Raw genomic sequence first — 25,405 nt, forward strand, 5'->3', positions numbered from 1 at the left:
TTGGAAATACAACCAAATAGAAAAAAAGAGTCGGCTTAAGCCGGCTCTTAGGGTATAGCAACGGTATCTGCATTCACCTCCAGGCAATCTGACCTTCCGCTTGTTATATTCTATTCAGTTTTCTTAACAGCTTTTCAGGGGTAATGGGAAGTTGGGTCATGCTCACTCCCACTGCATCCAATATGGCATTGGAAATGGCGCTTCCGGTAGCATACATCCCATGCTCACCCACGCCCTTTGCTCCTTGAGGGCATCCGTTCCCATAATTTCCTTCTATAAAAACAACTTTATTGTGCTCGGGCACATCCATTGCCGTAGGGATCACATATTCTGCAAATGAAGGAGTCAAAGCATGTCCTTTATTTAATATGAATTCTTCCATCGTTGTCACACCCATGCTCATTATCACGCCTCCTAAGATTTGACCTCTTGCGCTTTGGTAATTTATAGTCTTGCCAATGTCGTGACAGCTTATTACCTGCAAGACTTTTATCTCACCCGATTCTTCGTCAATTTCCACATCGGCTACTGTTGAAATTGGCGTGACACCATATAACCCGTTATCTTCCGGAGGCCCAACGACACAACCTTGAGCTGTAAGAGATCTCACTTCATTAAAACAGAAATCAGCGAAATCGTTCCAATCAACCAATTTAATGCCATCCCCATTATAGAATCCGTCTCTTTTATAATATATGGCCTCGTCTTGACTGTTCAAGTATTCTCGAGCAATATCCTCCAGAAGTCTTTTAAGCTTCTCAGCCGCATCAAGCACAGCGTTGCCTGCAGTAACAGTCGCTTGTGAAAAGCCCAATGCACCCGCCTTAGGCGTAAGATGGCTATCGCTTAACATAACGCTTATTTGGGCCTCATCCGTACCCATTGCTGAAGCAGCCAACTTTACCGCAACATCAGTGATTCCCTGTCCGATCTCCGGGAATCCCAGCTTGACCAGCAAGGAACCGTCAAAAAACATGGTCAGCTCTGCAACAGAACCTTTATGAAGGGGCGAATTGCCAATAGCAAAAGCCGGCATAGCATTTGCTATTCCTCGGCCAACTTTCTTGCCTGCAGCAGCTTTTGGCAGCGGCCCTGCAGCTTTAAGCGCAGTTTCCATTGTTTCAGCTATGATCCAATCGTCTGAAATATTGCGGGACATGGCTCCTTTAAATTGTGCGGCAAATTCCTCCTTCTTTTGCATCCAGTTGCGCCGGCGAACGGTTAACGGGTCCATTCCCAGCTTTCTTGCCGCCTTATCAATAAGGGTTTCAATAACAAAGGTGCCATCCGGTGTACCAACGCCTCTAAAAGAGCCTATTTCTGAACCTGTTGTATAATACATTTTACCTGCAATATCTAAATTGTTGTAACGGTATGGCCCGCAAACTCCATTCATGAAGGAAAGCAAGGCCCCTTCATAATTGCCGTAATAGGGACCTGCAGATCCCTCGCTAAGTACTTGCAAAGCACAGATGTGACCGTTCGCATCAAGACCCATTTTGGCTTTCGTAATCATATGCTGCTTTTTACAACTGTAGCTTATGGATTCTTCCCTTGTCCATACGAGGCGCACCGGCCTGCGGACCACATGGGCCAGCAATGTCAGATAAACATGTACCGACATACTATGCTTGCCTCCGAATCCTCCGCCTACATAGGGCACGTGTAAGCGTACCTTATGATAGGGATAACCCAATGCCTTGCAGGCCATCCTGTGATTTTGTGTAATGTCCTGAGTCCCATAACATACATTTATTGTTCCGTTATTATCTATATAAGCATATCCGGCCTCAGGCTCAATATAGGCATGCTCTGCATAAGGATTTGTATATTCTTCTTCAACAACAGCAGCAGCCTTAGAAAAGCCGGCCTCTACATCACCTTTTTTGATCTCATGCTCAAAGCAAGGAGGCTGATTTTCTGCCTTAGCTTGTTCAACGGTATGTATGGCGTGAAGTTCCTCGTATTCTACGTTTATCAGCTTGCAAGCCCTTTCTGCTTCTTCCTCTGTTTCTGCTGCTACCAATGCTAAAGCATCTGCTGAAAACCTTACCTCTTCCCCCTCACCGATTAAAATAGGGCGGTCTTGAATATGATACATGCCGCTTAAATTTGAACCTGTAATATCTTTACGCGTTACTATTCTTACTACTCCGGGTGCTCTTTGAGCTTCCGAAATATCTATTTTTATGACTCTTGCTCTGGGTACACTTGGCCAAAGAATTTTAGCATACACCATATTCTCCATGTAAAAATCTTCACTATATTTAGCTGCGCCGGTCACTTTATCCATAATATCACTTCTATATGGCATGACATTATCCATTATTATTACTCTTCCTCCCTTCTATGAGAGATTCCACAGCTTCAAATATCTGTTCATAACCTGTGCACCTGCAGAGATTTCCGCTGAGCGCCTCTTTGATCTCTGCCCGTGTAGGATTGGGATTGCGGTTCAGCAACCCTTTAACAGACATGATCATACCTGGAGTGCAGAAGCCGCACTGTACTGCGCCCTTCTCCGCAAAAGCCCGCTGTATAGGATCCAATTCACCATCTGTTGTAAGACCCTCTATTGTGGTAATAGATTTTCCTTCTATTTCGCCGACAAGCATCATGCAAGAATTTATATTTTCACCGTCTACCAAAACTGTACACGCACCGCATTCTCCGGTTTCGCACCCTCTTTTTACGCCATACATGTGCATTTCTTCCCGCAATACTTTCAGCAATGTAGTATCCGCCGGAGAATCAGTAGCAACATTTTTTCCGTTTAATATAAAACAAATACTCATTTTACAAACTCCTCCAAGAATTCTACTATTTGTTTCTTAACCAATACACCTGCCATATATGCACGATACTCTGCACCAGCGCGAATATCGGAGATCGGGCTTACACTTTCCTGCACGATCCGAGCTAACTCTTCAAGCGCCAATTCATGAAGCTCTTTCCCCATAAGCAATTGTTCCGCCTTTGTAATGCGCAGAGGTGTAGGTGCCACAGATCCAAGGGATATGCGAGAATCCTTTATTATCCCATTTTTATCGACTTCCAAGGCCACTGCACCATTAACGACAGAAATAGCCAGAGCATTCCTGCGGCCTACTTTGAAAAATTTTTGATAGCTCCACTCACGTTTCGGTATATAAATCCTGGCAATAACTTCTCCCGGTAGAATTACTGTTTTTCTGGGTGCAAGGATGAACTCGGTAAGCGGTAGTATGCGTTCCCCATTGACAGACAACAGCCCTATTTGAGCATCTAAAGCCCATGCCGCATTAAGCCCGTCTCCTGCAGGAGATGCAGTTTTTATATTGCCGCCTAGAGTGCCTTTAAAGCGGATCTGCACACTTCCGACTTGATTAGAAGCCTGAGAAAGGGCTTTTGCCCACCTATTAACCAGTAAACTATTTTGAATATCTATAAAACGACTCACACTTCCTATAGATATAACTTTTTCTGTTTCGTTGATACCGTTAAGTTCAGGTATCTTTTTAACATCGATCAAATACTTAAAAGAAACCTTACCGGATCTGAGCAATACTAAAAGATCTGTACCTCCTGCATAAATAGCAGCTTCATCTTTATAACTTTCCATAAGTTGAAATAACTCTTGCAAAGATGTAGGACATAAATATTCCAATGTGCCATACATGATTAACAACTCCTGACTAAATAGTTTATTTGATGAATACAGTTCATAAATAAATATCTATATTGGCAGAATTGACAGTTTTTCGCGGGCTTCCGGAAGATATTCGATATGTCCTACAGGAATCTTACCTTCCACCGCTTTAATTACTGTACGTGCACCTTCTTCCCCAAATCCTCCGCAAAGCTCTATCAGCAGGCAATTCTCTTCCTCCATAATTTTTTCATTATTTCTCTGTGCACTTCATTTTGTTTATAAGCTGCTTAGTTTTTTTCTCCTTTGCATGGATATGACACTTCTATGGTCTCAGTGCTGCCGGAAGAAAGAAAAATATGTAGCTGGGATTTTTCCAGATTGAAGTTCTGAACATGGATAACCGGCCTAAACTTACCGGTGTTTATGAGAAGATTGGAGCTGTATGCATCTTCATCATATTTCGCATGAACTATATCGGCAATTATCAGAGTGTGATCGCCTGCATCCATCATATTCAGCACTTTACATTCCAAGCTTGCCATGGCCTCTTCTATACATGGGGCCTTAATATCAGCAGATGGCATTCTGGTAAATCCGGAGCGGTCAAATTTATTTTCTCCAAGCTTGGTTGCATAAGAACACTCAACCATTTTTTCAGCCATTGACATATCGGGGATATTCACTCCAAACTCACCTGTTCTTTCAATGTTCTCAAGGCTTCTTTGTTTTTTAGGCTTATTCAGCAATGCCAGAGCCACCCTTGGCGGTTTATGAGATGCAGGGTTTATCCAGCTGAAGGGTGCTACATGATCTGAGCCATCCTCATTTTTTGTAGTGCATAGTATGGGCCGGCTGGGCTGCAATAAGAAAACGCTATTGAAAAGTTCGCTTTCTTTCATTTCCTTCTTCATATTTACACACCTTCTATTCATCCAAAGCAATTAATTTGAAAACTACAGTATTATATGGATCGGGACATGCTACACAAGTTGTATTGCCTTCCGGTTCCCATGGGAAGGTTCCTCCAAACTTCAACGAGAAGGCATAAGGAAACAAAGCATTATAAGCCCATCCACAAAATTCGCTTTTATTTATGTCAATAACATACTCATCTCCAAGTTTTATGCCCAAGTCACAGCCCTTTCCTCGTACCTCTATTACTTTTGCTATAACCTTCTTTTCTTTCATGTTCATTTCTCCTTAAAAATAGATTGAGTGGGGTTAGCCCCCCACCAAGGCACCAAATAACGATATCATATCTCTATCTTCTAATTTACGCTCTCTTATCTCTCTTTGAGAAAGCTTAACTCCATTTAAAACCACAATCACAGTAGGTTTTAATACATCATCTCCTACATGCTCGGACAGAATTGTTAGAAATTCTTCCACTGATGTATTTTTCTGTACTTCGTGGTAAAAAAATTCGTGCTTATTTATCCCGCATAATCCGCCTCCGATTTTTACTGTGACTTGAATCATAGAAAAAACCTCTACAATAAATTTTTTTCTTTAATATATTCAGCAAGAAGTCTTACGCCATTCTTTACAGTTTCCTCCGGTGATGCCAGGGAAATCCTTATAAAGCTTTTCCCCGAAGGTCCGAAAGTCCTTCCTGATGCAACAGCAACTTTCCTCTGGAGTAGAAGCTCCTTTGCAAACCCTGTAGAATCTTCGCATTTTGCATTTATCCACATGTAGAAGGCACCTTCAGGCATAAAATAGTCTATACCATATTCATTGAGAATAGAAGCTGCAATATCTCTATTCTTTAGATAAGATTCTTTGGCAGACTCAATAAAGTCCTGTGGACCTGTAAGTGCTGCTTCAGCTGCCTTTTGTGAAACTGCAGGAGTGCAGGATACGTAAGCTTCCTGCATTTTGGTCATTTGAGCAATAATATCCTCTGATGCCACAGCATATCCTACCCTCCAACCAGTCATAGCATAGCTTTTGGACATGGTATATATTGCCACTACCCTGTCGTCAGTATCATAATTCAATGCACTAACATGTTTACCCTTAAAAACAATCTTTTCATATACCTCATCAGATATCAGGAATAAATCATTTTCCTTTACAAAGGATACAATCTCTTTCATTGTTTTCTCAGGGAAAATAACTCCCAAAGGATTGGATGGAGTATTTACAATCAAAACCTTTGTCTTTGGTGTTATCAGCTTCTTTAATTCCTCAAAGGAAGGTAAAAACCCATTTTCTGGTGTAAGTGTATACCTTACAGGTACAGCTCCTGTACTCATTATTATGTTCTCGTAATTAGGCCATCCCGGATCTGGAAGCAAAACTTCATCTCCAATTTCCGTCAAAACCCTTACTGCATTAGCTATAGCCTGAACTCCTCCAGTAGTTACCACTGTATTCTCAGGTTTCAAAGCTAATTTATAATCATTATTCAGCCTGTCGCTAATTGCCTTTCTTAGAGGCATGAAGCCTGCATTAGGAGTATATTTGGTGTACCCTTCTTTTAAAGCATTGCAGCCTGCTTCAATAATATTCATAGGAGTTTGAAACAGGGGCTCACCTATTTCCATATGGTATACTCCTTCTATACCCTGCGATAATTCTACTATTTCTCTAATACCTGATCTTTTCTGATTTACTACCATCTGCGCCATCTTAGGCATTATCATTACCTCCAGTCTATTTTACTATTTAATAGCTATATTCATTTCTTTCAGTTCCTCTGCCACATAATCAAGGTCTAACATCCTGAGTACTTCTTCCGTAGGCCAGCTTGTCTCTTTGTCCCATCCATGAAGTGTATAATACTTGTCAAGCATGCCATCGAGCTCTTCTTGACTGTTCACGGCATCATCTGCATCCGGCCTGTCAGGAGTAGGCTCGTTCATAAGCCTCCAAGGCAATGTGTCATCTTTTCTTGTAGCCCCTTGCCTTACATTAAAGCATTTTTCCAAAGTTACTATTCTGCGTCCTATTTCCATAAGCTCCTCTTCGCTTACATCTACTCCTATAGCAGCTGAGAATAACCCTGCCATAATCTCAGGAGTTATACCATATAGCGCTGTTGAAGTGAAAGAACAAAAACCCAAACAATCTGTTGCAGCATAACAATCCTCATGCCATCTCACAATTTCTGCTCTTTTTTCTGTCAAATATGGATTTGCCAGGTTTTCATCCCCTGTTATCTTCTTTATTACTTCTCTTGCATCAGGACCCATTCCAAATTCAGCAAAGGTCTCGGTATGAAGATGGTCTGCACCTCTAGGATTTACTGCAAAGGCAAGTGCATAGGCTTTAGCAGATCTTGTGTCCACTCTTGACTGTTCTAATCCCTTTCCATGGACTGCCCATTTATATGAGTCTCCTCCAACCTTCTCCGATGCCCTCTTGACCCCTTCTGCCAGTATATCACCAAATCCTTCTCTAAAGGCAACCTTCCTTATCATTTCTACAGCTGCTTCCGCATTGCCCCATCTTAGGTCAATCCCATCCAGATCATCAATATCAATTACTCCTCTTTGGTAACATTCCATTGCCCACTGTACTACTGATCCGGCTGAAATAGTATCCATGCCATAAATATCTATAAGCTCATTCATTTTGATTACCGCATTGGTATCTGAAATTCCACATCCTGAACCGCAGGCACTCATAGTCTCATACTCTGGACCACCGGTATAAGCTCCGGCAAAAGAGCCTTTATCTGCAGTACTATATCTATGACAGCCAATTATACAGCTGTAGCAGCCAACTTTTCTCTTTAAATATCCACCATTGGTAAAGTTCTGTCCTGTATATGGTGTTATATCATCAGCAGCACTTCTTTGGAAGTTGTAGGATGGAAAAACTTTAAGTTCATTTATGCCATACAAACTTCCCGATGTACCGTAAAGACCCATGCCTTCATAACCTGAGTCGCTTTTCAAACTTTCCTTAGCTGCTTTTACTCTTTCATGGAAAAGTTTTGGATTTGCCGGGGATATTGAACCACTACCCCTAACAACTATTGCCTTAAGATTTTTTGACCCCATTACCGCTCCAGCGCCTCCACGGCCTGCTGCATTATATATGGAAAACATTACGGACGCGAATCTCACCAAATTCTCACCGGCGGGTCCTATTGATGCTACTTGTACTTCTTCATCTCCAATATCTTCCTTAATGGCTTTGTCCAGTGTCCTTACATCCATTCCCCAATACTTAGAAGCATCCCTTATTTCAACATTATCATCATCAATCCATATATAAACGGGTTTGTCAGCTTTTCCATGAACCACTACATGTCCATAACCGGCGTATTTGAGTTCTCCTCCCCAATAACCGCCACCATTAGTCTTAAGATAAAAATTTGTAGCGGGACTCAAACATGTAACTGTTGTTCTACCTGAACTTGGAGATGCGGTACCTGTCAAAAGTCCGGTACCAAATATTATTACATTATCAGGTCCCAAAGGATCTGTATTAGGTTTTACATGCTTCCATAATAATTCTGCATTTATACCTCTACAACCTATATACATTAGTAGTCTTTCCTTGCTTATAGGTTCCCTCCAAACTTTGCCGGTTGTAAGGTCAACATGTAAAATATCACCTGCAATTTTACGCATTATAGCACCTCCCCATATTGGTCTGTTATAATCCCCATAACCCTTTTCCTTCTTTTGTCCTTCATTGCTACACTTATATCCTCATATTTAAGAGCCTTTCCCGGACAGTATTCTACACACTGGGGATCGCCGCCACAAAGGTCACATCTTAATGGAACCTTTTTCGTCGGATGCATATCTATTGCTCCTATTGGGCACGCATTGGCACACTCTTTACAACCAATACATAATTCTTCAACAACCTTTGCAAAACCGGTTTTTGGATCTCTAGTCATTGCACCTGTAGGGCAAACTTTTTCGCAAACCGGATCCTCACAATAGGCACAAGTCACAGGAACTGTCAGGCATATTTCTTCAAAGCTTACAAACTTTATCCTTGCCATGCTTTTAGAATACACTCCTTCATGTTTATAAGAACAGTTCATTGCGCATTGCTTGCAACCTATACACTTTTGTGGATCAATAGTTATTACCTTTCCATGCATTTTTCTACCTCCTCTATTCATGTTGATTATTCACATAAATAGTTATTATTCTCTCTAATCATTGCCTGAAGTTTTCCTGCCTCCAAAACATCACCTAAAAGTATAACTCCTACCAGTTTGCCCTTTTTATATATAAACTTTTTATAGGAATCCTTAGTTGCTTTAACATCGCAATCAAAATCTTCTCTATTACCGCTAAAATTGGTTGTACCTATCGCTATAAATGGAAGTCCTAAAATTTCCAAAGCATTTCTCGAAAGAGAACCTCTATATCTAATCTTTTCCCCTGCCATATTGAGACCTGCAATTTTGCCCTGCTCCACTGCATGAGGCCAGATAGCTACATTTTTGAAACTGTTTGTTGTTATCTCATAGGTACTTGCCACATCACCGGCAGCGTAAACTCCTGGCATTTGTGTCATCATATATTCATTAACCTTCAAGACTTCTTTTTTAGAGTCCGCACAGTTAATAAAGTCGGTGCATGGTCTAACACCTTTGCAATAAACAGCCATAGCATATTCCTTTTGCTGTCCGTTATCTAATAAAACAGTGATTTTATCTTCATTTGCTTCTATTTTTTTAATATCTATACCGGTTCTTATGCTTAATCCCTTTGAACGCAAATGATTCATTATCCTTAATGCCGCCTCTTCGTCTGCTATTTTGGACAATATATAGTTTGATTTTATAACCATTTCACCGGTACAGCCTGCCTCATATAAAGCACAAATAAGCTTAATCCCTACAAGTCCGCCACCGGTTATAATAATATTGCCTTTGTTATTGGCTGTTTGTTTGATTCTTCGTGCTTCCCTAAGAGTACGAAGTCCTGTGGCAGCGCAGCCTATTTGTATTCTATCTTTTGGAATTACAGGATTTCCTCCAGTGGCAAGGAGTAAAGCATCAAATTTCAACTTAACTCCATTATCTAAAATCACTTCATTGTTATCCATATCTATGTCATTTGCAATTGTATCTAATACTATATTGACGTTTAAATGTCTTAACTCTTGTTCATCGGTAATATATAAATTTTCTTCTTTAACATGTCCGGCTATATAGTGGGTAAGCAACACCTTAGAATACGGAAGAAATTCTTCTGCGGAAATGATAGTTATTTCGCCGTCTTTATCTATAGAACGAATAGCTCTTGCTGCAGTAAGTCCTGCTATACTACCACCTAAGATGACATATTTTTTCATCTACTTCACCCCTTTATAGCCAGAAATAATTGTCTTCTCTCTTCTCCTGCTTGAAGTCATGCCTATGGGACTTCTCTGGGCAGTTAATGCCCCTGTAGGGCAAAAGCTGGCGCACATCGGCTTGTCCCAGTCACCACAGCCATCACACTTAAAGGCAGTATCATGGATTCTCAAGGCACCAAAAGGACATTCCATAATACAGCTCCAGCATCCTACACATTTATCTTTGTTTACAATTACTGCTCCCTTACCTATATCAACTTTCAACGCTTGAGCAACACAAGCATTTACACATACAGGATTTTCGCAGTGTCTGCATATACTGATGCTACTCCCCTCTGCTTCCGGTTCTATAAATAACAAAGCTTTAGGAAGATCTGAGATTCGCTTTTTATCTGAATGCAATCCATGACTTACAGAACAGACTGCTTTGCAAAGACCGCATCCGGTACACTTTGATTCATCAACTCTAACCGTAAGCACTGTCTAAACCTCCACTCAACTATGATCTTCTACCCTATCTAGAAACGGTTTATAAGAAGCATCTTTTTTAAGCTCATTTTCCATTGCTGCTGCTCCATTTCTCAACATAAGTGCAATCTCTACCGCCCTGCGTCCTACGTCTTTAGCTGATTGCACGGCAACTTGAGCATCGTATTGATTAGCATCTATTTGTTTTTTCAGTGCATTTCTATCCACATCATTGGATGTCCAGCCGCCTCCTCCGATATATGACTGCCACATATCCCCAGCTACAGGAATACATTGCATTAGAAGGGCATGGTTTATTAGGTCTGTTAATGTATGCTCTTGACCGGAGCAAATGTGTACACCTTGAGCAATGCTGCCCACAACTTTTAACAATTTCGGCAGCTTTTCAAAGCCTGGCTCATAAAGTCCCTTGTATCTACCGAATGTAGAATTACCCAATCTATCAATAAAACATTTTAACTGTCCCGGCATTCCCATATGATAAACCGGTACCGAATATATAATTACATCTGCATCTATCCAAAGGTCCCTCAACTGCTGAAAATCGTCTTTAATTATGCATTCTCCTGAATTTTCGCCACATTTACCGCAAGCAATGCAAGGTCCAAACTTTTTTCCTCTTACCGAATAGTTTGTGCATTTTACTACATCAGGAGCCGCTTCATTGGCAGATTGAATAGCTTGATCCAATAAATATTCACTATTACCCTTTCTAGTGCTTCCACAAATTCCAAGTACATTAAGCTGTTTCACAATATAACCTCCGACTATTTATTTTCACTAATTTTATCTTCTCCACAACCTGTCATCATAAGGCCAAGTTTTTGAAGGTCAACCTCATCCCTTCTGACATTTCCCATAATTTTACCGCGGTATAAAACTATTATTCTATCCGACAATTCAAAAAGTTCATCAAGGTCGCTGGATATGAGCAATACTCCTACATTTTTTTCAGCACTTTCTACCAGCTTTTTTCTAAGATATTCAGTAGCACTAAAATCCAATCCTCTTGTAGGCTGGCAGGCAACTATAACCTTTGGTGTCTCCATAAGAGTCCTTGCAAGAATTACCTTTTGCTGGTTACCTCCAGATAAGTTTTTTATAGGGGTGGAGCCATTTTCCGTCTTTACATTGAAGTCTACTATTGCCTTTTCTGCATTATCTTTTATATTCTTGTGTTGTATTACTCCCTTTTTAGAAAAAGGCTCTCTCTTCATGCAATCAAGAATCAAATTCTCAGCTATGGACATTTCTCCTATCATTCCATTTTCATGCCTATCTTCCGGTATATAGCCTATCCCTTCACTACGCCTTTTCTCGACACTCCAGCCTTTGATATCAGCTCCATCAAGCAGTATACTGCCTTCTTTAAGATCTCTCAAGCCCACCAGAGCTTCAGCCATCTCCACCTGGCCATTTCCAGCTACTCCAGCAATACCTACTATTTCACCCTGACCTATGGTAAAACTTATATTATCTACGACAATCTTTTTATTTTCATTTTCTACGGACACATTCTTTAATTCCAAAACGTTCTTGGAACATTTTACATCTTGGCATCTTTGCACAGGAGCAGACATTTGTCTATCTACCATCATTCTCGCAATCTCAGGTATTGTTGTGCTATCGGTTTGTACAGTGCTTATATGTTTTCCACCTCTTAGCACAGTAATCTTATCACTAATCTGCATAGCCTCATTTAGTTTATGGGTGACTAATACTACAGAAAACCCCTTGCTTCTTAAATCTACAAGGAAGCCAAGAAGAGCCTCTGCTTGTTGAGGTGTAAGCACACCCGTGGGTTCATCAAGAATCAGCACCTTTGCCCCTTGGTATAAGGCTTTTAGTATTTCCACCTGTTGTCTTTCACCTATGGAAAGATTCTCCACCCTGTCTTTTAACCTTACATCAAAATGGTATTCAGACAGCAATCCTTCAATTTTTTCCTCATATTTCTTCCAATCCGGCTTAAAGTCACTCCATTTAAGCGTTGGCATAACTATATTCTCCAAGACTGTATGACTATAAATTAGAGAAAAATGTTGATGTATCATACCTATGCCTTTAGCTATCGCCGCATTAGGACACCATCTATCCTGTATTTTCTCTTCACCTATTGTTATTACACCGCTATCTTGACTGTACATGCCATACAGAATATTCATCAGTGTACTTTTTCCAGCTCCGTTCTCTCCTACTAAAGCTCTAATTTCTCCTGGGCTTAAATGAAAAGACACATTTTGAAGTGCATGTACATTTCCAAAATTCTTTGCTATATCTTCCATCAAAATTTCCGGTGCCAATATTGCATCATCAGTCATAAACTCACCTCCAGCTAAGTATTTTGCCGGATACAAGAGAGACTACAAATCTCTTGGCATCAAGATATAATCCTTCTTCTTAAGATCTGTAGTCATCTACATGTAATTGGCAATATTACAACTCTTGCTATTTCATAATTTCTTCGTGAATGTTAACAGGAATCTCGATTTCGCCATTTCTAAATTTTTCAGTAGTTTCTAATATATCCTTTTCCACTTCTGCGGGTATGCTACCCCTAAAATCTGCAAATTTAAAGTACTTTGAACCTAAGTCATATATTTTCTTTTCAAGAGTTCCATTTGTATAGTTCTCAGCAACTTCTCTATACATCATAGGAGTGTCGAGCATAAGGCTTGTCATTATAGCCTTAGGATTGTCTTCATAAAGATCCCAACAGTATCCTATTACTTTTGCATCCTTAGATTCTGCAGCTTCATATACACCCTTTGCAGCAGGTCCTGTAACAGTAAATATTACATCTGCTCCCTTTTGTATTTCTAAGAGTGTCATTTCTCTATGTTTTGCAGTATCCATCCAATCTCCAGCCCAAAATACTATGACTTCTGCATCGGGATTAACATATTTTGCTCCTTCTATTATGCCGCTGAACAAAGATTTCAAAACTGGAATAGGTGAACCTCCAAGTAAACCTATTGTACCTGTCTTACTTGCCTTAGCTGCTGCTATGCCAACCATATTTCCATATTCATAGAAATTTGGTGCAAAGGCTGCAACCTTAGGTGAATCAGGAAGCTCGTCCGCCATTGATGTCATCATCATCCATCTATCCGGGTATTTAGGTGATAATTCTTTCCATGATTCTATCATCCCATTATCAGGATATATTATCATGTCATAGTCTTTATCTAAGTAATTCAATGCAGTTTCACTGATTTTTGGATAGGGAACATTTTCAGCTACGGAAACTTCCCAGTCATATTCATCCTTTAACATCATCAAGCCTTTATAATGAGCTCTATCCCATCCTCCTGCATGTTCAGGATCCGGTATAGAAAACATAGCGCCTACCTTAACAGTCTTAGGTGTATCTTCTTCCTTCTGTTCAGGCTCCTTTGCAGCATTATTATTTCCTCCACAACCTGCAAAAACCATAGAAAGCGAAAGAATCAAAACTACTAAAAGCAATAAATTTTTTCTTTTTAACATTTAATATCCCCCTTTTCATTCCTTAAAATTTTATACATATGTCAAAACCAGTAAATATTTAAATAGCAATGTTCACCTCCTTATATACAGCTTGCCTACGTCAGCCGGGCCTTTTGTCTGGCCGGTTAATCCAACAACAAGCAATGTAAGTACATAAGGAAGCATGAAATAGTAATAAGAATTCAAGAAACTTCCCAATGCCTGAGATCTGAAAGCCAGAGCCTCTCCAGCCCCAAATATTACAGCTGCAATAGAAGATAGTATCGGATTCCATTTACCAAAATAAACAGCTGCTAAGGCAATAAATCCTCTTCCAAGAGTTATATTATCGGTAAATACCCTCACCCATCCAACTGTTAAAGCCGCACCACCAAGAGCGGAAAGCACTGAGGCTATAATAAGTGTAATAAACCTTACTTTTATAACATCTATACCTGCAGCATCTGCTGCATGGGCGTTTTCACCAACCGAGCGCATTTTGAGTCCTGGCGCCGTTTTAAATAAAAACCACCACATAAACACTGCAAGTATAAAAGCCATAACCTCAAAAGGAGAAAATCGGAATATCAGAGGTTTCATCATAGGAATCATCTCTTGAGCTCTGTTGCCTGCAAGTCTAAACACATAGCTTGTTACACCCAATGCAGCAAGATTGAAAGCTATTCCCACTACTACTTGGTCCGTGGGCAGATATACTGTAATTGCAGCTATAATTATCCCCATTATTATTCCTACTATTAGAGTTATTAGCACTCCTGCCCATATACTGCCACCAAAAATCGTCCCTAGTATTGCAGTTAAAGCACCGGTTAACATCATACCTTCAACTCCAAGGTACGAAACCCCTACTCTCTCTGCAATTAATACGCCTAAAGCGCAGTATATAAGCGGCGTGGCTGCCCTTATGGTAGCAAGTAAAAAATCTATACCCCAGCTTGCATCCATCATCATCACACCTTTCAATTCTTACCTTTTAATTTTCTAAGCATAAACCATGAATTAAGACATACAAAAAGCACTACGGGTATACCCTGCATAATAGATATCATTGCTGAGGGAACTCCTGTCATGGCCTGCATATACCTTGCTCCTGTCTCAAGTATTGCAAGTATAAATGCCACAGGAATAATGCCCAAAGGATTAGCACCTAAAAATGCAACAGATACACCTGTAAATCCCCAAGGCAAAGCCCAACCTTCAGCTACTCTATAGGTAACACCCATAACCTCTATTCCTCCTGCAAGACCTGCCAAAGCAGCACCGGCAATAACTGAGCCTTTAAGTATTTTGCCTACATTAATTCCTGCAGTTTTTGCAGCTTGCTGATTATAGCCTACAGCTTTTAGCTGAAATCCTGTAACGGAATTTTTCATAAGCCATGCTGCTATAAGAGCTATCAAAACAGCAAGCCATACACCTATGTGTACCCCTGTAGCTGATGGAAATGCCATAAGCTGATATTCGGCAGGAACAGCCCTTGTAGCACCATAAAATGCCTTGGGATCTTTCATCACGCTAGTAACTAGTGCGTACACAAGATTTACACATGTAAAATTCATCATAATAGTAGTTGTAACTTCATTTGCACCTCTTTTAACCTTTAAAAACAGAGGTATCAAAACCGCTACTATACCAACTGCCATAGAAACCAACAACGCTACAGTTATTACAACAAAAGGGCTTCCCTTCATATTAGTGGTTACAAATACTGCAGCTAAGGCTCCTATCTCAAGCTGACCTTGGCCTCCTATATTGAAAAAGCCTGCTTTATAAGGTATATATACTGCTAAACCAGTAAGTATTAGAGGCGCCATTTGCATCAATGTAAAGACTATTGATCTTTTACCTCTCAATGCACCCTGAAATAGAGAACTTATTACTGCCCAAGGGTCAGCACCATATATAAGGGACATCAATGCCAAAACGGCAAGAGAAATCAATAATGATAAAATCGAAATACTGAATTCTGATTTAAAAATCCATTGAATAAAACTAGATCCTTTACTTTTTCTGATGGTAGATTTGCTATCCACCTGTCTCACCCCCTTAAGTCTGCTACCAAATAAACTCATATATCATCCTTGTTAAGCCTTGTTCAACTCTTCCATAGGAATAAATGAAACCTCAGGATGTCCATACCTTGAGCCTCCAAAAGCTTCTGCAATTTCAGGATTTTTAAGCACTGCTCTTAGTCTGTCGTGACATGGTTGTCCTACTAATACCATATCTCTTCCCTCTTCGATGTCTGTGCTTAGTATGCCGCTTCCATCCTTTTCATCTAACATACATACCAAATCCGGGAATACCGTTCTAAGTTTTCCGTCAATCCAAAGAGCCATAGTTTCGTTCTTTATGACTAATTTTGCTTCTTTCCCAGCAAAATCGGCTCTTCCCTTTAACACTACATTTGTTATATAAAAGCCACCCTTGTCCTCACCTTGAAGCTTTTCAACTCTGCCCTGAAACAGCTTTATTCCTCCAAGTTGTCCTATAACTGCACTGATTGGATCGCTGCCTTCTTTTCTTGCTTTCATCAGGGATCGGCCTATTTTGATTGCTCCAGTTATAGTATTTGGTATAACAGACCTTTTCAGCTCTGCTCCACTCATGGGATAGTGACTATTGGCACCCATACCTCCGCCTTTTGTTATCATCCATCTTCCTATTTCATCAGCAAAGGTTGGTTTGCTCTGCTCAGAAACTATTATAGTGTTTCCCATGGTATCAACTAAAGGCATAGGCACAAGAGATATACCATGACCTAAGAAGCTTGCCATTTGGGTCTCCGGTGCTGATCTTCCAACTGAATCACCATCAATAGTACTAATGCCCATTCTTGCAGCAAGAGATAGTATTACAGGTGTATTCAATCCTCCTACCTCAAAAGGTACAACATAGTCAATTTCCTTGCCCTTGTAAGCAGACATGGCTTTTGCAGCCTCAATAAGCTCAAACCTTTTTTCCCATCCTTTGATTAGCTTTCCAGTATCCATTCTATCTAGAATACTAACTGAACCCATTATTCCACCGCTTATAACAAAGGCATCATCAGGCACATCCTGCGGGTCAATCAGTGTTATTTCTCTTTTTATACTAAATTCATTTTCCAATATAGCTTTTCCTAGCTTCGGACTTCCTCCTCCGCCTGTGCCGACAATTGCCAGACCCTCAAGCAAAGGTTCAATATCAGAAGCTGTAAAAACATATTTTCTCATACTAATCCTCCAATTCTAATGAAACTCTAACCGATTACACATATCCCATTCTCTTGGAAATCTCTTTAGCAGCATTTACTACGTAAATTGACATCTCTTCTACTTTATCCCTTGTAATCTGTATTACAGTTCCAGAAATGCTAACTGCACCAATAGGTTTACCTGAATTATCAAAAATCGTCGATGCTATACATCTTATAGATTCTTCATTCTCATTTTCGTCAACGGCATAGCCCTTTGCTCTTACTTCTTTAAGATGTTCTTTAAAATCTTCAACAGTTATAATAGTCTGATCCGTCAATCTGGGCATACCTTTAACATTAAGATGTCTTACTGTCTCTTCTTCCGGTAAATATGCACATATAGCTTTCCCTAGAGAGGTACTGTGAATATAGCTTCTCTGTCCTATATATGAAGCCATTTGAATGCTTGTTTGGCTTTCAACCTTATCGATATATACAATTTCACTATCTATTAATAGAGCAAGATGAACAGTAAGCTTAGTAGCTTCCCCTAGTTTTTTTAGGATTGGCTCCGCCTGTTTCCTTATGTCCAAAGCCTCTTTTACTATACCTCCAAGTTCCATAAGCTTAAGACCTAAATGATATTTGTCTTCATCGTAATCCTTGTCAACATAGCCACATTTTTGGAGAGTTGTTATAAGCCTATGGACAGTACCCTTTGCAAGATTTATATTCTTGCTAATCTCGGTAATGCCCTTAGGCCTCCCTTTATCTTCCGCTAAATAATTTAAGATTGTTACGCCTCTCTCCAATGAGCGTACGGTTGTTTTTTCTTCATCATCATTTTTCAAAAAATAATCCTCCTTTCGGCTAAAACTCAAACGCACATAGAACATCATGGGCTTCTTTAAGAGCTTTTCCAGTATCAACCTCTGCACCAAAATGCTTCAAACTATTGCCTAGTGCAGATATGGTTGGCAATATATATTTTGGAGATGCAGATATGCCCATTGTGCCTATTCTTACATTATCAGGCCCTATTTCGCCATTGCCCAAGGCTACTAAATATTTCTCCAGCATGTACTGTCTAAAATCTCTTTCTAAAATACCTTTAGGCAGTCTTACAACTGTTACAACGTCTGAAACTAACTTTTCATCCTTCGTTACCCTTTCAAGGCCTAGTGCATCCATGGCATTTCTTACTGCTTTTCCTGCAAAGCTATGACGTTTTATTCTTTTTTCCATGCCCTCAGATAAAATATCCTCCAAAGCACCTTGCAGGCCCCATACCAAAGTTGCCGGCAAAGATACTTCATGAGGAGCCCTTGCAGTAAATTTAGGTTCTTCCCCTCCGGTTTTCCACCACTGATGATATTTCTTTACCTTGATTTCATGATACCTTCTCCATGTCTCCAGATCTAAAGAAAGAGAGCTTATTTCTGTCTTCCTGTTCTTTATCTTTTCATATACCTTATTGCTAATAGCAATAGATGCAATCCCCTGAGGTCCATTCATGCACTTTTGTGCACTGCCGAAGCATAGATCAATACCCCACTTGTCTGTCTCTAGTTCTACTCCTGCTATAGAAGATATTGCATCCACGGCAAATATGATGTCCAAATCTTTGCAAAGTTTCCCAAGCTCCTCAACAGGCTGCATGGCGCCCGTTGTAGTCTCATCATGTACTACATAAAGGCCCTTAATATTCTTATTCTTTTTAATAATATCCCTTACCTTTTCAATATCTACTTCCTTACCATATTCAACCTTAAATTCAACTGGAGTAACACCGATAATTTCAAGTATACTCTTAGCCACTGCTCCAAAAATTCCAGTATTTATTACCAGAACTGCTTCTCCTTCTTCAAAAGTGCTCCTTAATCCCATTTCTATTGCATAGGTGCCAGTACCAGTAATAATGAGCACTTCATTGTCTGTCTTATAAATCTTCTTTAACATCTCTACCGTTTTTTCTTCAGTTTCAAAATATGCGGGATAATAAATAGGCTGATTTGCCTGCTGCCCCATTCTCCTTAAAGCAGTATACGAAAGAAATGTTTGTCCACAGCTCATGTTTATATACGCCATATGCTTCCCTCCATAGTATTATTTGTATCGTATGATGGAACGCCGTTTCCAAATCATATATTCTATTCGTCATTATTCGATTAAATCCTTCTTTTATATACAACAAATCTTTTAAATATTACAAATTTTGTGTTAGAATAATCACAATCCAGGCTTACTTTGTTATTCGTGTCAACTCCAGGATAGAAGGTAACTTTCTTATTAATGAAATTGCCTATGTCATAAACGAGAAAAAACAGATTTAAAATTTTTTAAAAATTTTGAAGGATTTTTCGATTTCAAATAGAATAGGTTAATATAATGGTACGCCGTTTCACTTAATGAAACGTAAAAATTAGTTTTGTATCAACCCCATTGAAACATCTTATTCGTAACGCTATGTTTCATGGGTTGATATATTACGTTCAATTATGGGAGGTCGGTTTTATGAGAAGAATTGAAACAATAAGAAAAATAGCAGACTTGGGTATTGTTGCTGTGGTCAGAACCGAGTCAAAGGAGCAAGGCATTAAGATCGTTGATGCCATAAAGAATGGCGGTATTAAAGCCATTGAAATTACTATGACGGTGCCTGGAGCTTTAGACATAATTAACGAGATATCTGAGACTTATAAAAATGAAGATATCCTGATCGGTGCAGGCACGGTACTGGATCCTGAGAGCGCAAGGGCGTGTATGTTAGCCGGTGCTCAGTATATTATAAGCCCAAATTTGAACATCGAAACTTTAAAAATTTGCAATCGCTATAGAATCCCTTCATTTCCCGGTGTTATGACAGTCAAGGAGGCTCTGGAGGCCATGGAGTACGGCGCTGAAATATTGAAGCTCTTTCCGGGCAGCGCTTTCGGGCCATCAATAATAAAGGCTTTCAAGGGCCCTTTGCCATATGCCAATTTTATGCCCACAGGCGGGGTAGATATCGATAATGTAAAGGACTGGTTTGAGGCCGGAGCAGTAGCCATTGCCACCGGCAGCAACCTTACAAAGGGTGCTAAATCGGGAAATTATGAATTAGTAACTGAAACAGCTAAAAAATTTGTAGAAGAAGTAGCTAAGTATAAAAAATAGGGGGTAATCTTATGGGTAAGTTCGTAACATTGGGAGAAATAATGTTAAGGCTTTCTCCTATCGGATATGAAAGATTTGTTCAAGCAAATAAGTTTAATGTTTTTTTTGCAGGAGGAGAAGCCAATGTGGCTGCATCTTTAGCAAACTATGGCCTGGATAGCCATTATGTAACAAAGCTTCCCGCTCATGAAATAGGACAAGCCGCCATAAATGAAATGAGACGCTTCGGTATAAAGACCGATTACATAGTCAGAGGCGGAGACAGAATAGGCGTATACTTTTGTGAGAAGGGAGCTTCCCAAAGGCCTTCCAAAGTCATATATGATAGGGCAAATTCTGCTATAGCAGAGGCCAAAAGAGAAGATTTTGATTGGAAAAAGGTATTTGAAGGAGCTGAATGGTTCCACTTTACAGGAATAACCCCTGCATTATCCGATAATTGCGTCGAGATCACGTTAGATGCTTTAAAGGCTGCAAAAGAAGCAGGTGCCACAATCAGCGTTGATTTAAACTATAGAAAGAAATTATGGAGCACAGAAAAAGCGGGCAAAGTTATGGCCGAGCTCGTCAAGCACTGTGATGTTGTGATTGCTAATGAAGAAGATGCAGAGAAGGTATTTGGAATAAAAGCCGGAAAAACAGATGTAACTGAAGGCAAGTTGTGTGATGAAGGCTATAAGGCAGTAGCAAAAGAGCTGTATGATAGATTTGGTCTAAAATATGTTGCCATCACTTTAAGGGAAAGCTATTCCGCTTCTGATAACGGGTGGTCGGGCATGCTATATGACGGCAAAAACTATTATAAATCAAAGAAATATGATGTTCATATCGTTGACCGTGTTGGCGGTGGAGATTCCTTCTGCGGCGGCCTCATATATGGGCTTTCCTCGGGTATGGATAACCAATCCGCTTTAGAGTTTGCAGCAGCTGCTTCTTGTTTGAAACACACTATTGAAGGTGATTTTAATATGATGTCCGTTGATGAAGTGATGAACCTGATGAAAGGCGACGCTTCGGGCAGGGTACAAAGATAAAATGTGTTATAGGGAGGTCAATAGCTTATGCTTTCTTTAGAACATATAGGCATATGCGCCAAAGATACAGTGCCCTTAAAAGACTGGTATATAAAACATTTCAACCTGGAAATAGTATATGACAATAAAAAGGAGAAGCCTACTTTTATTTTAAAATTTCCTGATGGGGGATTGATGGAAATATACTCTGCAGATTTTAGCAATGAAATATGCAGCAATAAGCATCAGGGTTTAAGGCATCTTGCCTTTGGCAGTGACAATATAGAAGCCGAATACGAAAGATTAAAAAACGAAGTAAAGATCGAAAAGGCCTTGGAAGCAAATGCAAAAGGAGTAAAAACCTTTTTCTTCAGAGACTTGGAAGGAAATCTTATACATTTTGTTCAAAGACCTTCTGCTCTTTGATTATAATAGTAATAAAGTGGTATCCAGCTCTTCTGGATACCACTCATCTTTTTACCTGCGGGAAGTCTCCGCTCTGTATTTAAAATAGCATTTGGGGCATAAAGCCTCATACTCCACATTTCCTACGTTTTCTATTGCTACTTGCTCTCCTTCGAAAACAAATTTACCGTTAATCTTTCTTCCGTTCAACATCGCCTTTTTGCCGCATTTGCATATGGTTTTGAGCTCTTCAATGCTGTGAGCTATCAGCAAAAGTCTTGTACTGCCTTCGAAGCCTTCCATTCTGAAATCGGTTCTAAGTCCATAGCATATCACAGGTATGTCCAGTTGACATGCAATCAGAAAAAGCTGGTCTATATGATAAGCCTTCAAAAATTGTACCTCGTCCACAAGCAGACAATGAAGCTCTCCATTGGATTTTATCCACTTTTCTACAATATCATATATATTGTCGTCCTTGCGCACCAGATAATCTGCTTTGCGTGTGACGCCCAGCCTGGATACCAGCAATTCGCCGCCTTTGGTATCCGTCATCGGCTTTATGATTATCGCCTTCATGCCTCTCTCTTCATAATTATGAGCCACCTGAAGCAAATTGGTAGACTTGCCGCTGTTCATTGCACCATATCTGAAATACAGCTTGCTCATATGTAAAACCCCCATGTAATAGAATTCAGAGCTCAGAACTCAGAGCTCAGGGTGAATGTATTCCTTTTGGGTCCTATTAGTTGTATAAAAAAATTGAGGTTAAAGCTGGTACTCTAACCTCATATTTTTATTCTTCTGTTGCTTCTTCCTTAAGTCCAAATTTTCTCTTGAATCTATCAACTCTACCACCGGTATCAACAAATTTCTGTTTTCCGGTAAAGAATGGATGGCATTTTGAGCAGATTTCAACCTTTATTTCTTTTTTAACAGAACCTGTTGTAAAAGTTTCTCCGCAAGCACATCTTACAACTGCTTCACTATAGTTTGGATGAATACCCTCTTTCACACTACTCACCTCTTTCTGATGGACTATATAAATCATATTATATACGAATTTCAACTTTTACATTATAGCATAATATGTTTTTTTAGGCAAATATAAATTGCAAAAAAAATTAGATATACCTATTACTACTATATATCAACGTGTAAAGAGAATAAAGATGATGCTTCGCAAGCTTAGCTTGCCAGTCTCTTTAATATTTCAAGCAACATATCCCAAACATTATAAAGTGACTGTATGGAAGCTTGTTCCTTGGAAGTGTGAACATCATATAGATTACAGCCTATGGAAATAATGTCCACATCATTTATCTTGCTGTCAAAATATCCGCATTCCAAGCCGCCGTGAATGGAGGCGGTGGCCGCCTTTTTATGGAACATATCCTCATAGACCCTTAAAGCCAACTCCCTTAGTGGGGAATTGGGATTATAATTCCACTGGGGATAGTCGTTAAATGCTTCGGATTTGCAGCCTAAGACTCTGGCAATTGTATCAATTCTTCCTAGAAGCTCATATTTTCTGCTTGCCACGCAGCTTCTAACGGAGCTTAAGAATTTGATTTCACCGTTATTTTCTTCTGCGGATCCTATGTTCACAGAAGTTTCAGTCAGGCCCTTTATTGAAAAACTTTTGCTTACTACGCCAAAGGGCAATAGCTCCAAAGCGTTAAGAAGCTTATTTTTGGAGTCATTATCATAATATTTATAAGCGTTCTCATCTTTGTTTTCTTCGATGATTAAATTTGGCGTATCAGTATACTGCAATTCATTCTTGATAAGGTTTGCTGTTTCTGCTATTTTGGTCTTAAATTCGCAAAGCCTTGATGGATTTACTCCCACAATTGCCGCTGCCGCAGTGGAAATTGAATTTGCCTTACCCTCTGCCTTAAAGGAGGAAAGCATAACATCATCGCCGTTTGCTTCCTTTAAAACTCTGCCTAAAAGCTTAATAGCATTTCCACGGCCCAAATTGATATCAGTTCCTGAATGTCCGCCCTTTAAGCCCTGCAATTTTATGGTTAGGGGAATAAGCTTTTGAGGATGCTTTTCTCCCATGGGAACAGTGAAATAGTTTCTCACTCCGCCTGCACAACTAGTGAAGAATTCGCCTTCACTTTCGGAATCAAGATTTATAAAATATTTTGATTTAATGCTGCTGCAATCTAAGTATTGAGCGCCGATAAGCCCGACCTCCTCCTGTGTGGTAACTATTATTTCAAGGGGAGGGTGAGGTATTTCCTTTGAATCCATTATTGTGAGAAAATAAGCCAAGGCTACTCCATTATCGGCACCAAGAGAAGTTTTTTGCGTGGAATAAATACGGTCACCGTCAACTGTACAGTCAATGCCTTCTTCATATATATGTGGGCTGTCGGGTTCCTTCACATAGACCATATCCATGTGGCCCTGAAGAACAACGGAGGGGCCAGCATAGTCCGGAATTGTTGATGGAACTTCAATTATCACATTATAGAGATCATCTTGAGTTACCTTGTACCCATGCTCTTTAGCAAATTTAACAAGATAATCACTTATGGCTTTTTCGTCTCCCGACGCTCTGGGAATTTTTACAACTTGCTTAAGGTAATAAATAATTTTTTCTTTTAATTCCATATTGCTCTCCTTAATCCGAAAGCCGCCACAAAATATATGGCGGCTTTTCGCTTTTTTAACTATTTAATAGCCTGTTACGCCCATTTTTTTTATGATGCCGACAACCTCGGGGTGGACATATCTTCCTTTTTCTTCAAAGGGAACACCATCCAAAATAATGGAGGGCCTTGAAACAATTCCATCTGTATGTGAAGCAGCGGTCCAGAACTTGCCCATAATAGCCTTGCCCTGACTGCCGATTCCGAACTCCATACATCCAAAAATCCTTTCGTCCTCGACAATTCTGCCTGTTGGCTTTGTAACAGCAGGGTTAAATCCCAGAGAATAGTGAGCCATTCTATACATATTGGGATCGTTAAAGGAATCAAGCCAGGTTTTGAATATTGCTGCTTCCTTTCCTCCCTCGATACTTATAACTACACCCTCCTTAAAGGTCAATCTTATGTTCTCATGCAGCATTCCCAGTTCTGTAGGAGGGAAAAGTGCCGCATCAAATACAAGAGTTCCCTCTATGGTTTCCTCAATGGGGCTCCAGCTAATCTGACCGCCCATCATGATGGGATAGCCCTTCTGAGTTGCAAACTGTCCCGAATGCCTTACCTTTCTGCCCTTGTTATAGGCGTGAAGATTTGTGCCATTATCATCTGTTACCAGAATTTCGTCAGCTTCCTCTATAATTCTCTTGATTGTTTCGCCCAGCTGAACCTGCAGGTTATAGTCAATCTTTCCGATGCAGTTTGTAAGCATGGTTACGTCAAGACCGGTAAGATTTATATAACGGCATCCAAAATCAAGAGCCTTTCTGAATGATTCGCAGTGCATGATCGACGCATATGCAATTTCAATCCAGATATCTGCGTGTGAAACCGCAGCGCCAATGGGTGCGATAGGCTCGGAATAAGCCAGCTCGGATGTGGGATAATAGATAAGAACAGGATTTCCTCCCACAGTAAATGCTGCATTTGCAATAGCCTCTGCAACCCTCCGATCTGAGCTGGAATCTGCTGTGATAACAACATTTTCACCGGGCTTTGTCAGCATAACATCGTGAACAAGCTTATAAGCCGCCTTGCTTACTTCAAAGGATAAATAATCCTTAGTCATCTCAATTCCTATTGGATACTCCATTATAACTACCTC

Annotated in this window: 27 protein-coding genes; 3 read left to right on the forward strand and 24 right to left on the reverse strand. The window is 40.0% G+C overall.

The window, feature by feature from the left end:
* Positions 1-103: 103 nt before the first annotated feature.
* The 20 genes from LJD61_RS07405 to LJD61_RS07500 form a co-directional block, all read right to left on the reverse strand.
* Complete coding sequence (locus LJD61_RS07405; protein WP_255226896.1) at positions 104-2,326, reverse strand: xanthine dehydrogenase family protein molybdopterin-binding subunit; 2,223 nt, start codon at positions 2,324-2,326, stop codon at positions 104-106.
* The gene (locus tag LJD61_RS07410) at positions 2,319-2,795 is read right to left on the reverse strand and encodes a (2Fe-2S)-binding protein (RefSeq protein ID WP_255226897.1); all 477 of its coding nucleotides are present in this window, start codon (positions 2,793-2,795) and stop codon (positions 2,319-2,321) included. Before LJD61_RS07410 ends, LJD61_RS07405 begins: the two co-directional genes overlap by 8 nt.
* Positions 2,792-3,658 (reverse strand): FAD binding domain-containing protein, encoded by an 867-nt coding sequence (locus LJD61_RS07415; RefSeq protein ID WP_255226898.1) that lies wholly within the window; start codon positions 3,656-3,658, stop codon positions 2,792-2,794. Before LJD61_RS07415 ends, LJD61_RS07410 begins: the two co-directional genes overlap by 4 nt.
* 57 nt (positions 3,659-3,715) lie before the next feature.
* The gene (locus tag LJD61_RS07420) at positions 3,716-3,871 is read right to left on the reverse strand and encodes a DUF6506 family protein (RefSeq protein WP_255226899.1); all 156 of its coding nucleotides are present in this window, start codon (positions 3,869-3,871) and stop codon (positions 3,716-3,718) included.
* 47 nt (positions 3,872-3,918) lie between these two features.
* Positions 3,919-4,542, reverse strand: coding sequence for a flavin reductase family protein (locus LJD61_RS07425; protein WP_255226900.1), 624 nt, complete (start codon positions 4,540-4,542; stop codon positions 3,919-3,921).
* A 13-nt stretch (positions 4,543-4,555) separates the two neighbouring features.
* On the reverse strand, positions 4,556-4,819 hold the full coding sequence (locus LJD61_RS07430) for a TIGR04076 family protein (RefSeq protein WP_255226901.1): 264 nt from the start codon (positions 4,817-4,819) through the stop codon (positions 4,556-4,558).
* Between the two features lie 33 nt (positions 4,820-4,852).
* Positions 4,853-5,110 carry a ubiquitin family protein gene (locus LJD61_RS07435; protein WP_255226902.1) on the reverse strand — a complete coding sequence of 86 codons (258 nt, stop codon included), beginning with the start codon at positions 5,108-5,110 and terminating at the stop codon, positions 4,853-4,855.
* A gap of 11 nt (positions 5,111-5,121) precedes the next feature.
* Complete coding sequence (locus LJD61_RS07440; protein ID WP_255226903.1) at positions 5,122-6,273, reverse strand: pyridoxal phosphate-dependent aminotransferase; 1,152 nt, start codon at positions 6,271-6,273, stop codon at positions 5,122-5,124.
* Positions 6,274-6,297: 24 nt separating this feature from the next.
* Positions 6,298-8,217: an aldehyde ferredoxin oxidoreductase family protein gene (locus tag LJD61_RS07445; protein ID WP_255226904.1), complete on the reverse strand. Its 1,920-nt coding sequence runs from the start codon at positions 8,215-8,217 to the stop codon at positions 6,298-6,300.
* On the reverse strand, positions 8,217-8,702 hold the full coding sequence (locus tag LJD61_RS07450; RefSeq protein WP_255226905.1) for a 4Fe-4S dicluster domain-containing protein: 486 nt from the start codon (positions 8,700-8,702) through the stop codon (positions 8,217-8,219). Before LJD61_RS07450 ends, LJD61_RS07445 begins: the two co-directional genes overlap by 1 nt.
* Positions 8,703-8,728: 26 nt before the next feature.
* On the reverse strand, positions 8,729-9,907 hold the full coding sequence (locus LJD61_RS07455; RefSeq protein ID WP_255226906.1) for an NAD(P)/FAD-dependent oxidoreductase: 1,179 nt from the start codon (positions 9,905-9,907) through the stop codon (positions 8,729-8,731).
* Entirely contained in the window at positions 9,908-10,390 is a 483-nt protein-coding gene (locus tag LJD61_RS07460) for a 4Fe-4S dicluster domain-containing protein (RefSeq protein ID WP_255226907.1), read from the reverse strand.
* Positions 10,391-10,405: 15 nt separating this feature from the next.
* Positions 10,406-11,152 (reverse strand): flavodoxin family protein, encoded by a 747-nt coding sequence (locus LJD61_RS07465; protein ID WP_255226908.1) that lies wholly within the window; start codon positions 11,150-11,152, stop codon positions 10,406-10,408.
* Positions 11,153-11,166: 14 nt separating this feature from the next.
* Complete coding sequence (locus LJD61_RS07470; RefSeq protein WP_255226909.1) at positions 11,167-12,720, reverse strand: ABC transporter ATP-binding protein; 1,554 nt, start codon at positions 12,718-12,720, stop codon at positions 11,167-11,169.
* 127 nt (positions 12,721-12,847) lie between these two features.
* Positions 12,848-13,888, reverse strand: a complete 1,041-nt coding sequence (locus tag LJD61_RS07475; RefSeq protein WP_255226910.1) for a BMP family protein — start codon at positions 13,886-13,888, stop codon at positions 12,848-12,850.
* Between the two features lie 72 nt (positions 13,889-13,960).
* Positions 13,961-14,833 carry an ABC transporter permease gene (locus LJD61_RS07480; RefSeq protein WP_255226911.1) on the reverse strand — a complete coding sequence of 291 codons (873 nt, stop codon included), beginning with the start codon at positions 14,831-14,833 and terminating at the stop codon, positions 13,961-13,963.
* 14 nt (positions 14,834-14,847) lie between these two features.
* Positions 14,848-15,921 (reverse strand): ABC transporter permease, encoded by a 1,074-nt coding sequence (locus tag LJD61_RS07485; protein ID WP_255226912.1) that lies wholly within the window; start codon positions 15,919-15,921, stop codon positions 14,848-14,850.
* A gap of 51 nt (positions 15,922-15,972) precedes the next feature.
* Positions 15,973-17,103, reverse strand: a complete 1,131-nt coding sequence (locus LJD61_RS07490) for a DUF917 domain-containing protein (protein WP_255226913.1) — start codon at positions 17,101-17,103, stop codon at positions 15,973-15,975.
* A gap of 34 nt (positions 17,104-17,137) precedes the next feature.
* Entirely contained in the window at positions 17,138-17,917 is a 780-nt protein-coding gene (locus LJD61_RS07495) for an IclR family transcriptional regulator (protein WP_255226914.1), read from the reverse strand.
* Between the two features lie 19 nt (positions 17,918-17,936).
* Positions 17,937-19,154: a pyridoxal-phosphate-dependent aminotransferase family protein gene (locus LJD61_RS07500; RefSeq protein WP_255226915.1), complete on the reverse strand. Its 1,218-nt coding sequence runs from the start codon at positions 19,152-19,154 to the stop codon at positions 17,937-17,939.
* Positions 19,155-19,580: 426 nt separating this feature from the next.
* On the opposite strand from LJD61_RS07500, the gene LJD61_RS07505 reads away from it, so the two are divergent.
* Genes LJD61_RS07505 through LJD61_RS07515 form a run of 3 tightly spaced genes read left to right on the forward strand, consistent with a single transcriptional unit; the run spans position 19,581 to position 21,661 of the window.
* Positions 19,581-20,222 carry a bifunctional 4-hydroxy-2-oxoglutarate aldolase/2-dehydro-3-deoxy-phosphogluconate aldolase gene (locus LJD61_RS07505; protein WP_255226916.1) on the forward strand — a complete coding sequence of 214 codons (642 nt, stop codon included), beginning with the start codon at positions 19,581-19,583 and terminating at the stop codon, positions 20,220-20,222.
* A gap of 11 nt (positions 20,223-20,233) precedes the next feature.
* The gene (locus LJD61_RS07510) at positions 20,234-21,256 is read left to right on the forward strand and encodes a sugar kinase (protein ID WP_255226917.1); all 1,023 of its coding nucleotides are present in this window, start codon (positions 20,234-20,236) and stop codon (positions 21,254-21,256) included.
* Positions 21,257-21,283: 27 nt separating this feature from the next.
* Positions 21,284-21,661 (forward strand): VOC family protein, encoded by a 378-nt coding sequence (locus LJD61_RS07515; protein WP_255226918.1) that lies wholly within the window; start codon positions 21,284-21,286, stop codon positions 21,659-21,661.
* Positions 21,662-21,712: 51 nt separating this feature from the next.
* Here the strand turns inward: LJD61_RS07515 and LJD61_RS07520 are convergent, their stop codons facing one another.
* The 4 genes from LJD61_RS07520 to LJD61_RS07535 all read right to left on the reverse strand — a co-directional run bounded on the left by LJD61_RS07520 (position 21,713) and on the right by LJD61_RS07535 (position 25,393).
* Positions 21,713-22,309 carry a thymidine kinase gene (locus tag LJD61_RS07520; RefSeq protein WP_255226919.1) on the reverse strand — a complete coding sequence of 199 codons (597 nt, stop codon included), beginning with the start codon at positions 22,307-22,309 and terminating at the stop codon, positions 21,713-21,715.
* A gap of 127 nt (positions 22,310-22,436) precedes the next feature.
* Positions 22,437-22,655: a 50S ribosomal protein L31 gene (rpmE, locus tag LJD61_RS07525; protein WP_255226920.1), complete on the reverse strand. Its 219-nt coding sequence runs from the start codon at positions 22,653-22,655 to the stop codon at positions 22,437-22,439.
* Positions 22,656-22,828: 173 nt separating this feature from the next.
* A complete protein-coding gene (gene pepD / locus LJD61_RS07530; protein ID WP_255226921.1) occupies positions 22,829-24,265 on the reverse strand; it encodes a beta-Ala-His dipeptidase in 1,437 nt (478 codons plus the stop codon).
* Between the two features lie 63 nt (positions 24,266-24,328).
* The gene (locus LJD61_RS07535; RefSeq protein ID WP_255226922.1) at positions 24,329-25,393 is read right to left on the reverse strand and encodes an aminopeptidase; all 1,065 of its coding nucleotides are present in this window, start codon (positions 25,391-25,393) and stop codon (positions 24,329-24,331) included.
* Between the last annotated feature and the right edge of the window lie 12 nt (positions 25,394-25,405).

The sequence above is a fragment of the Lutispora saccharofermentans genome (assembly GCF_024363565.1).
GTDB lineage: Bacteria > Bacillota > Clostridia > Lutisporales > Lutisporaceae > Lutispora > Lutispora saccharofermentans.